Origin of the sequence: Micromonospora sp. GCM10011541 (assembly GCF_042650725.1) — a bacterium.
Lineage (GTDB): Bacteria > Actinomycetota > Actinomycetes > Mycobacteriales > Micromonosporaceae > Micromonospora > Micromonospora sicca.
On the sequence record NZ_JBHSBP010000010.1, the window covers coordinates 1 to 16352 of the forward strand.

Here is a 16352-nt window from a genome sequence, read left to right on the forward strand (position 1 = left end):
CCGCTGCCAACTGTCAGCTCACCACTGCTGAACCGACCCCGCCATGCTCACAGTCAGGCCAGCTCGACCAGTTCGAGGAGGTCGTCGCTCCAGGCGTCCTCGTCGCCGTCGGGGAGCAGAATCGCCCGGTCGGGCTTGAGCGCCAGGACCGCGCCCGGGTCGTGGGTGACCAGCACGATCGCGCCCGGGTAGCGGGCGATCGCGTCGAGCACCTGCTCCCGGCTGACCGGGTCGAGGTTGTTCGTCGGCTCGTCGAGCAGCAGCACGTTCGCGCCGGAGCAGACCAGGGTGGCCAGCGCCAGCCGGGTCTTCTCCCCGCCGGAGAGCACCCCGGCCGGCTTGTCGACGTCGTCGCCCGAGAAGAGGAACGCGCCGAGGATCTTGCGCAGGTCCGTGTCGGTCTGGTCGCTGGCCGCGCTGCGCATGTGCTCCAGGATCGTCCGGTCCACGTCCAGCGTCTCGTGCTCCTGGGCGTAGTAGCCCAGCCGCAGCCCGTGCCCGGCGTGCACCTCGCCGGTGTCCGGCTCCAGCAGGCCGCCGAGCATCCGCAGCAGGGTGGTCTTGCCGGCGCCGTTGAGGCCCAGGATGGCCACCCGGGAACCGCGGTCCACCGCCACGTTGACGTCGGTGAAGATCTCCAGCGAGCCGTACGACTTCGACAGACCGGTCGCGGTGAGCGGCGTCTTCCCGCACGGGGCCGGGGTGGGGAAGCGCACCTTGGCCACCTTGTCGGCCTGACGTACCTCCTCCAGGTCCGAAATCAGCTTCTCGGCGCGGCGGGCCATGTTCTGCGCGGCGACCGTCTTGGTGGCCTTGGCCCGCATCTTGTCGGCCTGGGCCATCAGCGCGCCGGCCTTCTTCTCGGCGTTGGCCCGCTCCCGCCGGCGACGCCGCTCGTCGGTCTCCCGCGCCGCCAGGTACGCCTTCCAGCCCAGGTTGTAGACGTCCACCACCGAGCGGGTGGCGTCGAGGAACCAGACCTTGTTGACCACCGACTCCAGCAGCGAGCCGTCGTGGGAGATCACGATCAGGCCGCCCTTGTGATTGGCCAGGAAGCCGCGCAACCAGGTGATCGAGTCGGCGTCGAGGTGGTTGGTCGGCTCGTCGAGGAGCAGGATGCCGCCACCGTTCTCGCCGGCGTCGCGGAACAGGATCCGGGCCAGCTCGATACGGCGGCGCTGGCCGCCCGACAGGGTGCCGATGGTCTGCGCGAGCGCCCGGTCCGGCAGGCCGAGGTTGGCGCAGATCCTGGCCGCTTCGGCCTCGGCGGCGTACCCGCCGAGGGAGGCGAACTGGTCCTCCAGCGCGCCGTACCGGCGGACCAGCTTCTCGTCGACGCCGTCGGCGAGCTTGGCCTCGATCTCCTGCATCTGGGCCATCAGCACGTCGAGTCCCCGGGCGGAGAGCACCCGGTCCCGCCCGGTCACCTCAAGGTCACCGGTCCGCGGGTCCTGCGGCAGGTAGCCGATCGCGCTGCGCCGGTCGATCTGCCCGGCATACGGCTGGCCCTCGCCCGCCAGCACCTTGAGCGTGGTGGTCTTGCCGGCGCCGTTGCGGCCGACCAGGCCGATCCGGTCGCCCGGCTGCACCCGCAGGGTGGTGTCGGACAGCAGGATCCGGGAACCGGCGCGCAGTTCCAGACCGGTGGCAGTGATCATCTCGGGGTACTCGCTCTCGGGGTTCCGGAAGGGCTGACTCAGGGCACGCGAAAGCGCCGGCGGGTTCGATTCCCGTCGGCGCGGGGCCGTTCAGCCTTCGCAGCGCAGCACCCGCCAAGTGTACCGGGGCCGCCCGCGACACCCCGTCCGGATTACCGGGCAAGATCATCGGGTACCGAAATGCCGTCCGGACCCTGTCCGGTATCGCAACCACCACAAACGGATCAATCGGTGATCGGGGTCAACATGGAGCTGAACGAGAACGCGCGGATCGACACCAGCCAGGTGGACGACCGGCGGGGGTCCGGCGGAGGCGGCGGGATGGGTATTCCGATCCCGATCGGCGGCGGACGCGGGGGCATCGTCGGCCTCATCATCGCCGTCCTCGTCGCGCTGGTCGGTGGCGGCTTCGGGCTGAACGCGATGAACGACGGCGGCGGGTCGCAGCAGGGCGACAACACCTCGCTGCAGCAGAAGTGCTCGGCGCAGGACGCGCTGGAGCAGCTCGACTGCCGCAACACCCTGTACGTCAACTCGATCCAGGCGTACTGGACCAAGGCCCTGCCGGAGGTCTTCGGCGAGCAGTACCGGCCGTCCAAGACCGTCTTCTTCAGCCAGGGCGTCAACACCGGCTGCGGCCAGGCCGACTCCGGCGTCGGTCCGTTCTACTGCCCGGCCGACGACCTGGTCTACATCGACCTCACCTTCTACCGGCTCCTCGCCGACCAGCTCGGCGCCGAAGGCGAGTTCGCCCAGCCGTACGTGCTGGCCCACGAGTACGGCCACCACGTCCAGGACCTGCTCGGCACCGAGGCGCAGATGCGCCGCCAGCAGCAGCGCGACCCGAACAACGCCAACGCGCTGTCGGTGAAGCTGGAGCTCCAGGCCGACTGCTACGCCGGCGCCTGGGCCAAGAACGCCACCGGCACCTCCGACGCGCAGGGGCAGAAGATCTTCAAGAGCGTCACCGAGCAGGACATCCAGCAGGCGGTCGACACCGCCGAGAAGATCGGCGACGACGCGATCCAGCAGCGCTCGGGCCGGCCGGTGAACCCGGACGAGTTCACCCACGGCACCTCAGAGCAGCGCCAGCAGTGGTTCACCAAGGGCTACTCCACCGGCGACCCGAAGGCCTGCGACACCTTCGGCGGCAGCCTCTGACGCCGACCGCACCGCACCAGGACCTCGGCGCCGTGGCGGGCGACCCAGCGCCGGGGTCCCTCCGTGGTGGCATCACGATCGCCGTGCGCGCACCACATGCATGACGTCCGGGCAGGACTTGGTCATCGAGGGCTTGTGGTCATCCGAGCCGGGACACCTGGTAGTGGCTGATGAACCAGGCCTCGCCGATCCGGCGCACGATCACGCCGAGGTGGACGGTCAGGACCGGCCGGTCGGTGAAGGCGAAATCCACACTCAGGTAGCCGAGGACAAGGTCGTCGGCCAGGCGCCGGGTCTCGCGGATGTCGTACGCGGCGGTCAGGCCGATCGGCTGGGCGGCGTAATACTCGGCGACGCCGTCGCGGCCGACGGTGTACGGGTGCAGGCCTTGGAAGATCGCGTCGTCGGTGAAGTACGACGCGACGCGATCGGGGTCGTGGGCGTTGACGGCGGACCTCCACTGGTCGAGGACGGTACGCAGAATCTGCGCCTCGGTGCTGGTCATGGTGGTCTCCCGTGCTGTTGGGCGGATGGGCGGATGAGAGCGGGCGGCAGGCCGGGTAAGGCTGACCCGCCACGTGGGCACGCTCGGTCTCGACACCGGCATGGCGTGGATCCCGTCGGGCGACCGTGCCGGGCTTACCGGGCCGGCTGACCCGGGTCGTTCGGGTGCGGGGACAACGGCGTGACGGAGTCGTGCCGCCACGCGCGCAGCGGCATCGACGCGAGGACCATTTCCAGCTGATCCGCATCGTCCGCACGGAAAAGTCCCCACGTACGCCACTCGCCCGGCGCCAGCGGCGGCCGCCACAGCCGCAGGAGACTGCCCTGCGCCGCCAGCTGGGCCGACCGCGCCGCCTCGCGCTTGCGCATCTCGGCGACCTCATCGTCTGACGTGCCGTTCGGCACCGTGGTGACCATGTCAACAAGAAACTCCACTGCTCATACTCCCTCCGCCGGGCGCACAACACCGCATATTTTGTGCGGAAACTGCTCTTATGGGACGCGACTGTCGCCCCTGGTTCCTCGGCGGATGCCGCCACCGCGGGCACCGCCGCCGACCGCTGAGGTCAGCCAGCGCGGTCGGGTGCCGGGTCGCGGACCAGGATCCGCACCGCACGGGCGGCGGCGATCGCGCCGACCAGCACCGCGTGCCGGGGTTCCGGCACGTCGAGGAGCCGCTCGGCGCGCAGCGCGGCCAGCGGCGCGAGCCGCCGCTCGGCCAGGACGATGTCCACCGCGCGACGGTCCCCGCCGCAGACCAGGGCGCTCAGGATCGCCGCCTCCGGCAGCAGCAGGCGGACGGCCAGCTCCACCGCGTCGGCCAGGGCCGCCTTCGCCTGGTTGTCCCGGCGTCGGGCGAAGCGCTGCTGGGACCAGCCGCCCGCGGCGGTCCGCCCCTGCACGTACCGGGTGTCCACCTTGGAGACCACCAGTTCCTCTCCCACGGCGACGCCGACCGCCACCGCGCCCTTGCGGGCCAGCAGCAGGCCGAGCCGGCGCGGCGCGGCGGCCGCGGCCACGAAGCCGGGTACGTCGGCCGCGGCCGGAGCCCCGGGCGGGGTGTGCAGCTCGGCCGTCGCGCCGTCCGGGGCGGCCAGCAGCAGGCCGTACGCCTCGACGGTGGTGGTGGGCGGGCCGTGCCGGTCGGCGAAGCCCTCGACCCAGCGGGCGACGCGGGCCGGGTCGACCTCGACCCACCGGCCGCCCCCGGCTGCGGGTCGGCTGGTCACCGCCCGAACCTACGGCACGGCCGGCCACGTCCGCGTCAGCCGCGCAGCAGATACTCGCTCCCGGCCCCGAATCGGCCGGGCAGCAGATCCGCGCTCCCGGCCCCCGGTCAGCCGCGCAGCAGATACTCGCTCCCGGCCCCGGATCGGCCGGGCAGCAGATACTCGCTCCCGGCCCCGGATCGGCCGGGCAGCAGATACTCGCTCCCGGCCCCCGGTCAGCCAAGCAGCAGATACTCGCTCCCGGCCCCGGATCGGCCGGGCAGCAGATCCGCGCCCCCGGCCCCGGTCAGGCCGGCAGCAGGGTGGCCACCGCCAGGGCGGCGATGAGTGCGCTGGAGACCAGCCCGGTGACCAGCCGGCCCCGGGGTCCGGCCAGCGCCCGGCCGACCAGCGTGCCGCCGCCGGCGACGAGCAGTTGCCAGCTCGCCGAGGCGAGGAACGCGCCCGCCACGAAGAGCGCCGCGGCGGCGGCGTCCGGGTCGACCGCGTCCCGCCGGCCGAGCACCAGCGCCGCGAAGTAGAGCACGGTGGCCGGATTGAGCAGGGTCAACCCGAGCACCCCGGCGAAGGCCCGGCCCGGCGTGGTGAGCCCGTTGCCGACGCGGGCCTGCGCCGGCCCGGCGTCCGGCCGGCGGGCGTGCCAGGCGGAGCGCAGCCCGTGGGCGGCGAGCCCGAGCAGCACCAGCGCGGCGGCCACCCGCAGCGGGCCGGCGACCGGGGCGATGACGCCGGCCAGTCCCGCGCCGCCGATCGTCGCGACGGCCGCGTAGAGCCCGTCGGCGGTGGCCACCGCGAGCGCCGCGGCCGCCCCGACCCGGAACGAGGTACGGGCGCTGAGCCCGAGGATGAGGATCGCGATGGCGCCGACCGGGATGGCGACGCCGTAGCCGGCGAGCAGGCCGGCGAGGAGGGCGTCACCCATGGCGGGCGAGCCCGGACCACCTCCCGGCGTCGGCCTGCTGCTGTCGCCCCGCGTCGACGACGGCGTGAGCGGGGACAGCTGGGCGGATGCGGAGATCGGTCACCGGGTCATTGTGGCCGCGCCGGAGGGGCGGCGGAAGCGGATTTCGCGCCGACGGCCGGGGCCGCCGCCCGGAACCGAGGCGGGACCCCGGGGCCCGACAAGATCGTCTGACGTCCTCGGTCTTTCCACCCGCCGGGTCAGGCCCGCGAGCCGCAACCGATCATGGCGGGCGGAGGGCATCCGCCCGCCGGCAGGCGGGGAAAAGCGTCGAGCGCGGTGCCCCTGGGGCACCGCGCTCGATGACGACCGACCGCAGTCGGGTCAGACGTTGAAGCCGAGGGAACGGAGCTGGTCCCGGCCCTCGTCGGTGATCTTGTCGGGGCCCCACGGCGGCAGCCAGACCCAGTTGATCCGGATGTCGTTGACCAGTCCCCCACCGGGGCCGGTGGTCAGCGCCTGCCGGGCCTGGTCCTCGATCACGTCGGTGAGCGGGCACGCCGCCGAGGTCAGCGTCATGTCCAGCGTGGCGACGTTGTCGTCGTCGACGTGCACGCCGTACACGAGGCCGAGGTCGACCACGTTGATGCCCAGCTCGGGGTCGACGACGTCCTTCATCGCCTCCTCGATGTCGGGGACGGCCGCCTTGCCGCCGGTCGCCGCCGAAGCCGCGCCGGCCTCCGCCACAGCGCCGGCCGCCGTGCCGGTGATCTCCTCAGAACTCATGCCTTCACCTCCGTAGGGCTCACGCCCACGCCGGCGCGTGCCGCGGCGTCCTTGAACGCCATCCACGACAGCAGCGCGCACTTCACCCGGGCCGGGTAGCGCGCGACACCCGCGAACGCCACCCCGTCTCCGAGCACCTCTTCGTCCGGCGTGACCTGGCCACGCCCGGACATCAACTCGACGAACGCCTCGTGCACCACGCTCGCGTCGTCCGCGGCCCGGCCGCGCAGCAGCTCGTGCAGCACGCTCGCCGAGGCCTGGCTGATCGAGCAGCCCATGCCGTCGTACGAGATGTCGGTGAACACCTTTCCGTCGGTGGTCACCCGCACGGTGATCTCGTCACCGCAGGTCGGGTTGACGTGATGCGCCTCGCCGACCCGGGCGTCCGGGTCCACCGCGTCCCGCAGGCCACGGCCGTGCGGGTGCTTGTAGTGGTCCAGGATGATCTCCTGGTAGAGCTGGTCGAGCTGCATCAGTCGAACACCTTCCGCACCTGCTCGAGACCGGCCACCAGCGCGTCGATCTCCTCCGTCGTGGTGTACAGGTAGAACGACGCCCGCGTCATGGCGGGCACGCCGAACCGGCTGCACACCGGCTTCGCGCAGTGGTGCCCCACCCGCACCTGCACGCCGAGCGAGTCCAGGACCTGCCCCACGTCGTGCGGGTGGATGTCGCCGAGTGCGAAGGAGATCGTCCCGCCCCGGCCGACCGGCACGTTCGGGCCGAAGATCCGCAGCCCGGGCACGGTGGCGAGGGCGTCCAGCGCGTACGCCGTCAGCTCCTTCTCGTGCCACTGGATGGCCCGCATGCCGACGCCGCTGAGGTAGTCCACCGCCGCGCCGAGCGCGACCGCCTCGGCGATCGGCGGGGTGCCCGCCTCGAACCGGGCCGGCGGCGCGGCGAACGTCGACCGGGCCATGCTGACCGTCTCGATCATCGAGCCGCCGCCGAACACCGGGGGCATCGCGGCGAGCAGCTCGCCCCGGCCCCACAGCACGCCGACGCCGGTCGGACCACACATCTTGTGGCCGGTGAAGACGATGAAGTCGGCGTCGTAGTCGACCACGTCCATCGGCATGTGCGGCACCGACTGCGAGCAGTCAAGCAGCAGCAGCGCGCCGACCTCGCGGACCCGCTGGGTGATCCGGGAGGTGGCGTTGACCGTGCCGAGGATGTTCGAGGTGTGCACCAGCGAGACGATCTTCGTCCGCTCGGTGACGAGGCCGTCCAGCCCGGACTCGTCCAGCCGGCCCTGCTCGGTGACCGGGAACCAGCGCAGGGTCGCGCCGGTCCGCTCGCAGAGCAGTTGCCACGGGACGATGTTCGAGTGGTGCTCCATCTCGGAGATCACCACCTCGTCGCCCGAACCCAGCCGGAACCGCGGGTCGGCGTCGGGCCGCAGCGAGGCGTTCGAGAACGCGTACGCCACGATGTTGATCGCCTCGGTGGAGTTCTTGGTGAACACCACCTCGTCCACGCTCGGCGCGTTGATGAACGCGGCGACCTTCGCCCGCGCCCCCTCGTACGCCTCGGTGGCCTCGGTGCCCAGGGTGTGTACCGAGCGCGACACGTTGGCGTTGTGCATCGCGTAGTGCTCGGCGAGCACGTCGAGCACCTGCCGCGGCTTGTGCGCGGTGTTGGCGCTGTCGAGATAGACCAGCCGGTGGCCGTTGACCTCCCGGTCGAGGATCGGGAAGTCGGCGCGCACCGCGGCCACGTCGAAACGCGGCACGTCGTCGTACTGCGGCATCCCCTCGGGGATGGCGATCGTGGTCATCTCAGCAGCCCCTGTTCCGTGTCTCAGGCCCGCGCGGCGCCGGCTCCGGCGACGTACCGCTCGTAGCCGGATTCCTCGAGCTTGTCGGCCAGTTCCGGGCCGCCCTGCTCGACGATCCGGCCGGCGACGAAGACGTGCACGAAGTCGGGCTTGATGTAGCGCAGGATCCGGGTGTAGTGGGTGATCAGGAGCAGGCCGGTGTCGCCGGTGTCGCGGACCCGGTTGACGCCCTCGCTGACCACGCGCAGCGCGTCCACGTCGAGGCCGGAGTCGGTCTCGTCGAGGATCGCCATCTTCGGCTTGAGCAGCTCCAGCTGCACGATCTCGTGCCGCTTCTTCTCGCCGCCGGAGAAGCCCTCGTTGACGTTGCGCTGGGCGAACGCCGGGTCCATCTGGAGGCGCTCCATGGCGCCGCGCAGCTCGCCGCCCCAGGTGCGCAGCTTCGGGGCCTCGCCGTCGATGGCGGTCTTGGCGGTACGCAGGAAGTTGGCGACCGAGACGCCGGGGACCTCGACCGGGTACTGCATGGCCAGGAAGAGGCCGGCGCGGGCCCGCTCGTCGACGGACATGGCCAGCACGTCCTCGCCGTCGAGGGTCACCGAGCCGCCGGTGATCTCGTACTTCGGGTGACCGGCGATCGAGTACGCGAGGGTGGACTTGCCCGAGCCGTTCGGGCCCATGATCGCGTGGGTCTCACCCGACTTCACGGTCAGGTCGACACCGGCCAGGATCGGCTTGAGCTCACCCTCGGGCAGCTTGACCGACACCTTCAGGTCGCGGATCTCCAGGGTGCTCATTAGCGGGTCACTCCATTGCTCGGCGTCAGGCTGACGTAGATGTCGCCGTCGCGGACTTCGACGGGATAGACGGGAACGGGTTCGGTGGCGGGCAGCCCGGTGGGCTCACCCGTCCTCAGGTCGAAACGGGATCCGTGCAGCCAGCATTCCAGCGTGCAGCCGTCGACCTCGCCCTCGGAGAGGGCCACCGCGGCGTGCGAGCACTCGTCGTACACGGCGTAGAAGTTGTCGTCCTCGCCGTGCACGATGGCGATCTGGGTGCCGTCCACGTCGGCGCTGATCGCGGTGCCCTTCGGCACGTCCTCGGTCGAGCAGATCTTGATCATCAGGCGCCGGCCTTGGTGAGTCGCGCCTCGATCGCGTCGCCGAGCCGCTCCCGCAGCTCCTCGACCGGGATCTTGTTGATCAGCTCGGCGAAGAAGCCGCGCACCACCAGGCGGCGGGCCTCGCCCTCCGGGATGCCCCGGGCCATCAGGTAGAACAGCTGCTCGTCGTCGAAGCGGCCGGTCGCGCTCGCGTGGCCGGCGCCGGCGATCTCGCCGGTCTCGATCTCCAGATTCGGTACGGAGTCCGCCCGCGCGCCGTCGGTGAGCAGCAGGTTCCGGTTGATCTCGTACGTGTCGGTGCCGGTCGCCTCGGCGCGGATCAGCACGTCACCCACCCAGACGGTGTGCGCGCTCTCCCCCTGCAGGGCGCCCCGGTAGCCGACGTAGCTGCGGCAGTCCGGCACGGTGTGGTCGACCAGCTGGCGGTGCTCCAGGTGCTGGCCCGAGTCGGCGAAGTAGACGCCGTACAGCTCGGCCTCGCCACCCCGGTCGGCGTACTCCACGCTGGTGTACTGGCGGACCAGGTCGCCGCCCAGGCTGACCTGGACGTGGATCATCTTGGCGTCCCGGCCCAACTTGACCTTCAGGTGCTGGGCCTGGACGGCGTCGTCCGCCCAGTCGGCCACGGTGACCAGGGTCAGCTTCGCGCCGTCGGCCACCGCCACCTCGACGTTGTCCGCGAGGGTCGCGGAGCCGGCGTGCTCCAGCACCACCGTCACCTCGGCGAACCGGCCCACCTCGACGAAGGTGTGCCCGAACGCCACGCCCTCGGCGCCGTCGCCGACCACCCGCAGGCTCACCGGCGCCGCAACCACGGCCGAGGGATCTACCTGGACCAGCAGCGCGTCCGCGGCGCCGCCGTAGGCGAGCGCGCTGACCCGATCGACCGGGGTGAGCACGCTGCCCACTCGCGGGTCGTCCTTGCCGATCCGGGAGACGGTGACGCCCTCGGGCAGGTCGCCGTACTCGTGCCGGACCGTGCCGGTCGCGGCCTGCGCCCCGCCGACCAGGCCGCGCAGGCGCTTGAGCGGGGTGAAGCGCCACTCCTCCTCCAGGCCGGTCAGGGCCGGGAAGTCGGCGACGTCGTACGAGCGGAGCGCCTGCGACTTGGTGCTCGGGGGCGCGGAAGCCTGGGTAGTCATCTCTTCCTTGGTCTGTTCTGCGACGGCGGTGTCAGGTGAACCGGAGGGCGGGCCGGGCACGGCCCGCTGCAAGGTGGGCGGCGTCAGCCGACCGCGCCCTCCATCTGGAGCTCGATCAGGCGGTTGAGTTCCAGGGCGTACTCCATCGGGAGCTCCTTGGCGATCGGCTCGATGAAGCCGCGCACGATCATCGCCATCGCCTCGTCCTCGCTCAGGCCCCGGCTCATCAGGTAGAAGAGCTGGTCGTCACTGATCTTGGAGACGGTCGCCTCGTGCCCCATCGACACGTCGTCCTCACGGATGTCGACGTACGGGTAGGTGTCCGAGCGGGAGATGGTGTCCACCAGCAGGGCGTCGCACTTGACCGTGCTCCGGCTGCTGTGCGAACCCTCCAGCACCTGCACCAGACCGCGGTACGAGGTGCGACCGCCGCCCCGGGCGATCGACTTCGACACGATGGTCGAGGAGGTGTGCGGTGCCGCGTGCACCATCTTGGCGCCGGCGTCCTGGTGCTGGCCCTCGCCGGCCATGGCCACCGAGAGCACCTCGCCCTTGGCGTGCTCGCCGGTCATGTAGACCGCCGGGTACTTCATGGTGACCTTGGAGCCGATGTTGCCGTCGACCCACTCCATGGTCGCGCCCTCGTGGCAGACGGCGCGCTTGGTGACCAGGTTGTAGACGTTGTTCGACCAGTTCTGGATGGTCGTGTAACGGCAGCGGGCGTTCTTCTTGACGATGATCTCCACGACCGCGCTGTGCAGCGAGTCGGAGGAGTACAGCGGCGCGGTGCAGCCCTCGACGTAGTGCACGTACGCACCCTCGTCGACGATGATCAGCGTCCGCTCGAACTGGCCCATGTTCTCCGTGTTGATCCGGAAGTAGGCCTGCAGCGGGATCTCCACGTGCACGCCCTTCGGCACGTAGATGAACGAGCCACCGGACCACACGGAGGTGTTCAGCGCGGCGAACTTGTTGTCGCCGACCGGGATCACCGTGCCGAAGTACTCCTTGAAGACGTCCTCGTGCTCGCGCAGCGCGGTGTCGGTGTCCAGGAAGATGACACCCTGCTCCTCGAGGTCCTCACGGATCTTGTGGTAGACCACCTCGGACTCGTACTGCGCCGCGACACCGGCGACCAGTCGCTGCTTCTCCGCCTCCGGGATGCCCAGCCGGTCGTAGGTGTTCTTGATGTCCTCCGGCAGGTCCTCCCAGCTGGTGGCCTGCTTCTCGGTGGACCGCACGAAGTACTTGATGTTGTCGAAGTCGATCCCGGTGAGGTCCGCGCCCCAGGCCGGCATCGGCTTGCGGCCGAACAGCCGCAGGCCCTTCAGGCGCAGGTCGAGCATCCAGGCCGGCTCGTTCTTCTTCGCCGAGATGTCCCGCACCACCGCCTCGTTGAGGCCACGCTGGGCGATTGCCCCGGCGGCGTCGGGGTCGGACCAGCCGTACTCGTACCGACCGAGGGCAGCGAGCTGCTCCTCCTGGGTCAGGGGCTGGACGATCTGCTCGGTCATCTATCTGTCCTCACAGTGGTGACGGTCTTACCGGACTGGGCACGCGGCTGGGCCGGGATGTGCGTGGTGCACACCCCGTCGCCGTGCGCGATGGTGGCCAGGCGCTGCACGTGGGTGCCGACCAGACGGGAGATCACCGCGGTCTCGGCCTCGCACAGCTGGGGGAACTCGGCGGCCACGTGCGCCACCGGACAGTGGTGCTGACAGAGCTGGCCGCCGGAGGCGATCGTGGACGCGTTGGCAGCGTATCCCTCGGCGGTCAGCGCTCCCGCGAGCGCCTCCGCCCGGGCCATCGGATCGTCGCCGGCGCCCTCCATGGCGGCCCGGCAGCGGGCCTCCAGTGCAGCCACCTGGTCGGCGGCGAACGCCGCGACCGCCTCCGGCCCGCCGTTGCCGGCGATCCAGCGCAGCGCGGCGGTGGCCATGTTGTCGTAGTGGTGGGTGCCACAGCGGACCCGGGCCGCCTCGGTCAGCACGAACACCTTGGCCGGGCGACCCCGACCGCGGCTGCCCCGCACGGCCTGCTCGCGGGCGACCACGTCGCCGTCGGCGAGCATCGCGTCGAGGTGCCGGCGGATCGCCGCCGGGCTGAGCCCGAGCGCCGAGCCGAGCTGCGCGGCGGTGGTCGCCCCCCGCTCCAACAGGAGTTGGGTGACCCGGTCCCGGGTGGAAAGATCGGACGCGGCCGCGCCGGCGACCGGAGCGGTCGTCGGCGGGTGCCCGGAGAGCTCCGCCGCGGTTTTCACAACGCCAACGTTACGTAATTCATCCGGGGCCCGCAAACCCGGGTCCCGGTGATCCCGACCACCGGCCCGACAGAGTCGCCCGATCGGGTACCACTACGGTGCGTAGGATTCGCTCCGTGAAGCCTTCCGTCCGGTTCCCGGTCTCCGCCTCGCTGCTGCGCCGCCTCGCGTTCGCCTCGATCATCGCGAACGTCGCGATCGTGGTCACCGGCGGGGCCGTCCGGCTCACCGCCTCCGGTCTCGGCTGCCCCACCTGGCCCCGGTGCACCGACGGGTCGTACGTCACCACGCCGGAGATGGGCGGGCACGGCGTGATCGAGTTCGGCAACCGACTGCTCACCTTCGCGGTCGGGATCATCGCGCTCGCCGTGCTGCTCGCCGTGCTGGCCCGGCGGCCCCGCCCGCGCGGCCTGCTGCCCTTGGCCGTCGCGGTCTTCCTGGGCATCCCCGCGCAGGCGGTGATCGGCGGCATCACCGTGCTGACCAACCTCAACCCGTGGGTGGTCGGGCTGCACTTCCTCGCCTCGATGCTGGTCATCGCCGCCGCGTACGCCCTCTGGCGGCGCACCGTCGAGCCGGACGGGCCGGCGACCCCCACCGTGCCCGCCGCGCTGCGCACCCTCGCGCTGGTCACCACGCTGGTCGGCGCGGCGGTGCTGGTGGTCGGCACCTGGGTGACCGGCAGCGGCCCGCACGCCGGCGACCAGGGCGCCGCCCGCAACGGCCTGGACCCCGAAGCGATCTCCCAGGTGCACGCCGACGGCGTCTTCCTGCTGATCGGGCTGTCCGTGGCGCTGGTCTTCGCCTTCCGCGCGGTCGGCGCGGCGCGGGCCACCCGGGCCGCCGTGGTGCTGGTCGCGGTGGAACTCGGGCAGGGCCTGATCGGCTTCGTGCAGTACTTCACCCACCTGCCGGCGGCGCTGGTGGCCGCGCACATGCTCGGCTCCTGCCTCGTGCTGCTGGCCGCCCTCGCGGTGCTCTGGTCGACCCGCGAACGCCGCCCCGTCCAGCCCACCCCGGACCCCGTCCCCGCCACCGAACCGGCCCCCGCCGCCGCCTGATCCCCCCGCCCCTTCCGCGCTGCGCGCGAAGATCCGCCGGTCGGCGGGACAGGCACCGGACGGGATCGGGTGCGCCTGTCGTCGCCGGGCGACGACACACGCACCCGGAGACGGTCAGGGGCGGCGGGCCAGGTGGGTGGCGATCGCCTCGGCCAGCCGCTCGGGGGCGCCGTCGGCGTGGCCGATGAAGAGCGAGGGCTCGGTGAGTTCCAGCTCGACCAGAACGGGCGATCCGTCCGGGCCCGGGATGAGGTCCACCCGGGCGTAGAGCAGCTGCCCGGTACCGCCGGGCACCGCGGCGAGGGTCTGCTCCGCCACCGCCAGCTGCTCGGGCGTGGCCGTCCGGGCGCTGATGTCCTCGGCCTTGTAGAGCCCCTCGACGCCCAGGTCCGGGCCGGTCAGCATGGCGCCCTTGCGGATCGCGTGGCTGAACCGGAGCCCGTCCGGACCGGCCAGGAAGAGCAGGGCCGTCTCGCCGGCCGTGTCGACCGCGTGGAGGTACGGCTGCACCATGGTCAGCCGGCCCGCGTCGGAGAGCCGCCGGACGTGCGCGGCGGCGAGCTCACGGTGCTCCGGGTCCGCCAGGTCGTAGCGGCCGGTGTCCTGGCTGCCGGCGCTGACCGCCGGCTTGACGACGTACTCGCCGGAGTCCCCGGGCACCCAGCCCTCCCCGGGCGCCACCCACGCCGTGGACACCGTGGGCACCCCGGCTGCGGAGAGCTCGGCCAGGTAGCGCTTGTCGGTGTTCCAGCGGACCACCTCGGCCGGGTTGACCAGGCCCGGCACCTTGGCCGCCCAGGCGACGAACTCGTCGCGGCGCAGCGCGTAGTCCCAGGGCGAGCGGAGCACCGCCAGGTCGTACGCGGGCCAGTCCACAGCCGGGTCGTCCCAGACCACCGCGTCGGCGGCGATCCCCCGGGTGGCCAGCGGCCCGAGCACGAGCCGGTCGTCCGGGTCGAGGTCGGCGAGTTCGGTGCAGGTCACGAGAGCGACCCGGGGTTTCCCCCGGGCCGGCTGGTGGTTGTTGATCAATTTATCGGTCAACGGGCCATGGTGCGTCGGGCCATGGACCGCCAGAGGTCGTTGCTCGGCCGCATCTGGTCCATCAGTTCCCGCTCCCAGGCGTTCTCGACGGTGACCCCCGCCTTGGCGCAGGCCTGCCGCGCGACGACGGTGTCGTCCGCGAACTGGTCGGCCCACGCCCCGTCCTCACCCACGAGGACGATCCGCGCTCCACGCTTGCCGACGTACTCGATGACCGCCTTCGCGCCGCCGTGTCCGGCGGCGAACGACTTGATGCCGGAAACCAGACCGTTGGGGGCCTGCTCTCCAGCGGCCTGCTGAGCCGTCAGCGTCGTATCGGAACCATCTGCCATGACGCGAAGCCTAAGCAGACTTCCACCCGCATGTGCGAGAAGCATGAACAATTTGTGATGCCAATTACCCTCGGGTTTAAGGAAGACCACAGGTAATTCGCCCGGACATGTCCTGCTAAGTCGGGGCGAAACGGGCGGGGCGGATAGTCACAATCTGTCCGACATGAGCCACCCGGACTCAGGGCGAAAAAAATTCTGATGAAATCTGCGACCTGCGTGCAGTCATCCGCCCGGATGACTGCGAATGGGTCAGATCAACGCGTCGAGCGCGGCGGCCGCGAAGAGGATCGTGAGGTACGTGGTCGACCAGTGGAACAGCCGCATCGGCTTGACCGCCTCGCCGCGGGCCGCCCGCCCGCAGAGCTTGTGCGCCTCGACCACGAAGATGCCGCCCACCACCAGCGCGGTCACGCCGTAGATCGGGCTCATCCCGAGCGGCCAGACGGCCAGCGAGGAGAGCAGGGTCAGCCAGGAGAAGACGATGATCTCGGCGTTGACCCGACGCACCGAGGCCACCACCGGCAGCATCGGGATGCCGGCCCGGGCGTAGTCGGCCTTGTACTTGATGGCCAGCGCGTAGAAGTGCGGCATCTGCCAGAAGAAGACCACCGCGAACAGGCCCCACGCGGCGGGGGCCAGCGAGCCGGTGACCGCGGCCCAGCCGATCAGCACCGGCGCCGCCCCGCACGCCCCGCCCCAGAAGGTGTTGGCCGCGGTGGTCCGCTTGAGCCAGAGCGTGTAGACGAGGTCGTAGTAGGCGATGGCGGCCAGGGTCAGCCCGGCCGCCAGCCAGTTGGTGGTCGCGGCCATCAGGGCGACCGAGATCACCGCGAGCACCAGCCCGAAGACGAGCGCGTTGCGGGGCGCCACGGTGTGCGCCGGCAGCGGACGGCGCTTGGTGCGCCGCATCAGCTGGTCGATGTCCCGGTCGATGTAGCAGTTCAGGACGCTGGCCGCCCCGGCGGCGAGCGAGCCACCGACCAGCACCACGGCGACCAGCCAGAGCGACGGCATCCCCCCGTCGGCGAGCATCATCGCCGGCACGGTGGTGACCAGCAGCAGCTCGACGATCCGCGGCTTGGTCAGCGCCACGTACGCCCCGACCACCGCCCGGACGTCCCGACGGCTGGTCGCCGGCGCCTCCCCCACCGTGCGCACCGGCGGCTGCCCGGCAGAGTTGCTGACGGGGCGCTCGGTGATCATGCTCACGGATTGCCACCTTCCGGCGTCGGCAGGGGGGAGATCGGTCGGCCCGGACCCCGTCCGGGGTCCACACACCGCCCCACACACTACGCGTCGTCGTTTTGGCTGCCCGCGAGACCCGACAACGGTGCGAGGCGTCACAGTCGGCATCGAACGACCGATCCGGTCGGA

Annotated in this window: 18 protein-coding genes; 2 read left to right on the top strand and 16 right to left on the bottom strand. The window is 71.4% G+C overall.

Features of this window, described 5'->3' with window-relative positions:
- Positions 1-53: 53 nt before the first annotated feature.
- On the bottom strand, positions 54-1658 hold the full coding sequence (locus ACFOYX_RS04400; RefSeq protein ID WP_322442117.1) for an ABC-F family ATP-binding cassette domain-containing protein: 1605 nt from the start codon (positions 1656-1658) through the stop codon (positions 54-56).
- 246 nt (positions 1659-1904) lie between these two features.
- Here ACFOYX_RS04400 and ACFOYX_RS04405 point away from each other — a divergent pair, with 246 nt between their 5' ends.
- Complete coding sequence (locus ACFOYX_RS04405) at positions 1905-2819, top strand: neutral zinc metallopeptidase (RefSeq protein ID WP_322442121.1); 915 nt, start codon at positions 1905-1907, stop codon at positions 2817-2819.
- A gap of 139 nt (positions 2820-2958) precedes the next feature.
- On the opposite strand, the gene ACFOYX_RS04410 is transcribed toward ACFOYX_RS04405, so the two are convergent.
- The 12 genes from ACFOYX_RS04410 to ACFOYX_RS04465 form a co-directional block, all read right to left on the bottom strand.
- Positions 2959-3324 (bottom strand): SgcJ/EcaC family oxidoreductase, encoded by a 366-nt coding sequence (locus ACFOYX_RS04410; RefSeq protein ID WP_322442116.1) that lies wholly within the window; start codon positions 3322-3324, stop codon positions 2959-2961.
- Positions 3325-3458: 134 nt separating this feature from the next.
- Positions 3459-3758, bottom strand: coding sequence for a muconolactone Delta-isomerase family protein (locus ACFOYX_RS04415; protein ID WP_322442115.1), 300 nt, complete (start codon positions 3756-3758; stop codon positions 3459-3461).
- 131 nt (positions 3759-3889) lie between these two features.
- Positions 3890-4552: an acVLRF1 family peptidyl-tRNA hydrolase gene (locus ACFOYX_RS04420; protein WP_322442114.1), complete on the bottom strand. Its 663-nt coding sequence runs from the start codon at positions 4550-4552 to the stop codon at positions 3890-3892.
- 286 nt (positions 4553-4838) lie between these two features.
- Complete coding sequence (locus ACFOYX_RS04425; RefSeq protein WP_322442113.1) at positions 4839-5474, bottom strand: LysE family transporter; 636 nt, start codon at positions 5472-5474, stop codon at positions 4839-4841.
- A gap of 363 nt (positions 5475-5837) precedes the next feature.
- Entirely contained in the window at positions 5838-6239 is a 402-nt protein-coding gene (locus tag ACFOYX_RS04430; protein ID WP_322442112.1) for a metal-sulfur cluster assembly factor, read from the bottom strand.
- The gene (sufU, locus tag ACFOYX_RS04435; RefSeq protein WP_109805485.1) at positions 6236-6712 is read right to left on the bottom strand and encodes a Fe-S cluster assembly sulfur transfer protein SufU; all 477 of its coding nucleotides are present in this window, start codon (positions 6710-6712) and stop codon (positions 6236-6238) included. The genes ACFOYX_RS04430 and sufU overlap by 4 nt, the downstream gene beginning before the upstream one ends.
- Complete coding sequence (locus tag ACFOYX_RS04440; protein ID WP_322442111.1) at positions 6712-8016, bottom strand: cysteine desulfurase; 1305 nt, start codon at positions 8014-8016, stop codon at positions 6712-6714. Before ACFOYX_RS04440 ends, sufU begins: the two co-directional genes overlap by 1 nt.
- Before the next feature lie 23 nt (positions 8017-8039).
- A complete protein-coding gene (gene sufC / locus ACFOYX_RS04445) occupies positions 8040-8813 on the bottom strand; it encodes a Fe-S cluster assembly ATPase SufC (protein WP_109805487.1) in 774 nt (257 codons plus the stop codon).
- Positions 8813-9139, bottom strand: coding sequence for a non-heme iron oxygenase ferredoxin subunit (locus ACFOYX_RS04450; protein ID WP_088961257.1), 327 nt, complete (start codon positions 9137-9139; stop codon positions 8813-8815). The genes sufC and ACFOYX_RS04450 overlap by 1 nt, the downstream gene beginning before the upstream one ends.
- Positions 9139-10281 carry a Fe-S cluster assembly protein SufD gene (sufD, locus tag ACFOYX_RS04455; RefSeq protein WP_109805488.1) on the bottom strand — a complete coding sequence of 381 codons (1143 nt, stop codon included), beginning with the start codon at positions 10279-10281 and terminating at the stop codon, positions 9139-9141. The genes ACFOYX_RS04450 and sufD overlap by 1 nt, the downstream gene beginning before the upstream one ends.
- An 83-nt stretch (positions 10282-10364) precedes the next feature.
- Positions 10365-11795: a Fe-S cluster assembly protein SufB gene (sufB, locus tag ACFOYX_RS04460; protein WP_109805489.1), complete on the bottom strand. Its 1431-nt coding sequence runs from the start codon at positions 11793-11795 to the stop codon at positions 10365-10367.
- Positions 11792-12541 (bottom strand): helix-turn-helix transcriptional regulator, encoded by a 750-nt coding sequence (locus ACFOYX_RS04465; protein WP_377533822.1) that lies wholly within the window; start codon positions 12539-12541, stop codon positions 11792-11794. The genes sufB and ACFOYX_RS04465 overlap by 4 nt, the downstream gene beginning before the upstream one ends.
- Positions 12542-12639: 98 nt before the next feature.
- Here ACFOYX_RS04465 and ACFOYX_RS04470 point away from each other — a divergent pair, with 98 nt between their 5' ends.
- Positions 12640-13602: a COX15/CtaA family protein gene (locus ACFOYX_RS04470; RefSeq protein WP_322442110.1), complete on the top strand. Its 963-nt coding sequence runs from the start codon at positions 12640-12642 to the stop codon at positions 13600-13602.
- Positions 13603-13716: 114 nt separating this feature from the next.
- Here ACFOYX_RS04470 and ACFOYX_RS04475 read toward each other — a convergent pair whose 3' ends face one another.
- The 3 genes from ACFOYX_RS04475 to ACFOYX_RS04485 all read right to left on the bottom strand — a co-directional run bounded on the left by ACFOYX_RS04475 (position 13717) and on the right by ACFOYX_RS04485 (position 16187).
- Positions 13717-14634, bottom strand: a complete 918-nt coding sequence (locus ACFOYX_RS04475) for a hypothetical protein (protein ID WP_322442119.1) — start codon at positions 14632-14634, stop codon at positions 13717-13719.
- An 8-nt stretch (positions 14635-14642) separates the two neighbouring features.
- The gene (locus ACFOYX_RS04480) at positions 14643-14978 is read right to left on the bottom strand and encodes a hypothetical protein (protein WP_109805968.1); all 336 of its coding nucleotides are present in this window, start codon (positions 14976-14978) and stop codon (positions 14643-14645) included.
- A 249-nt stretch (positions 14979-15227) separates the two neighbouring features.
- Positions 15228-16187: a heme o synthase gene (locus ACFOYX_RS04485; protein WP_322442109.1), complete on the bottom strand. Its 960-nt coding sequence runs from the start codon at positions 16185-16187 to the stop codon at positions 15228-15230.
- Positions 16188-16352: the final 165 nt, after the last annotated feature.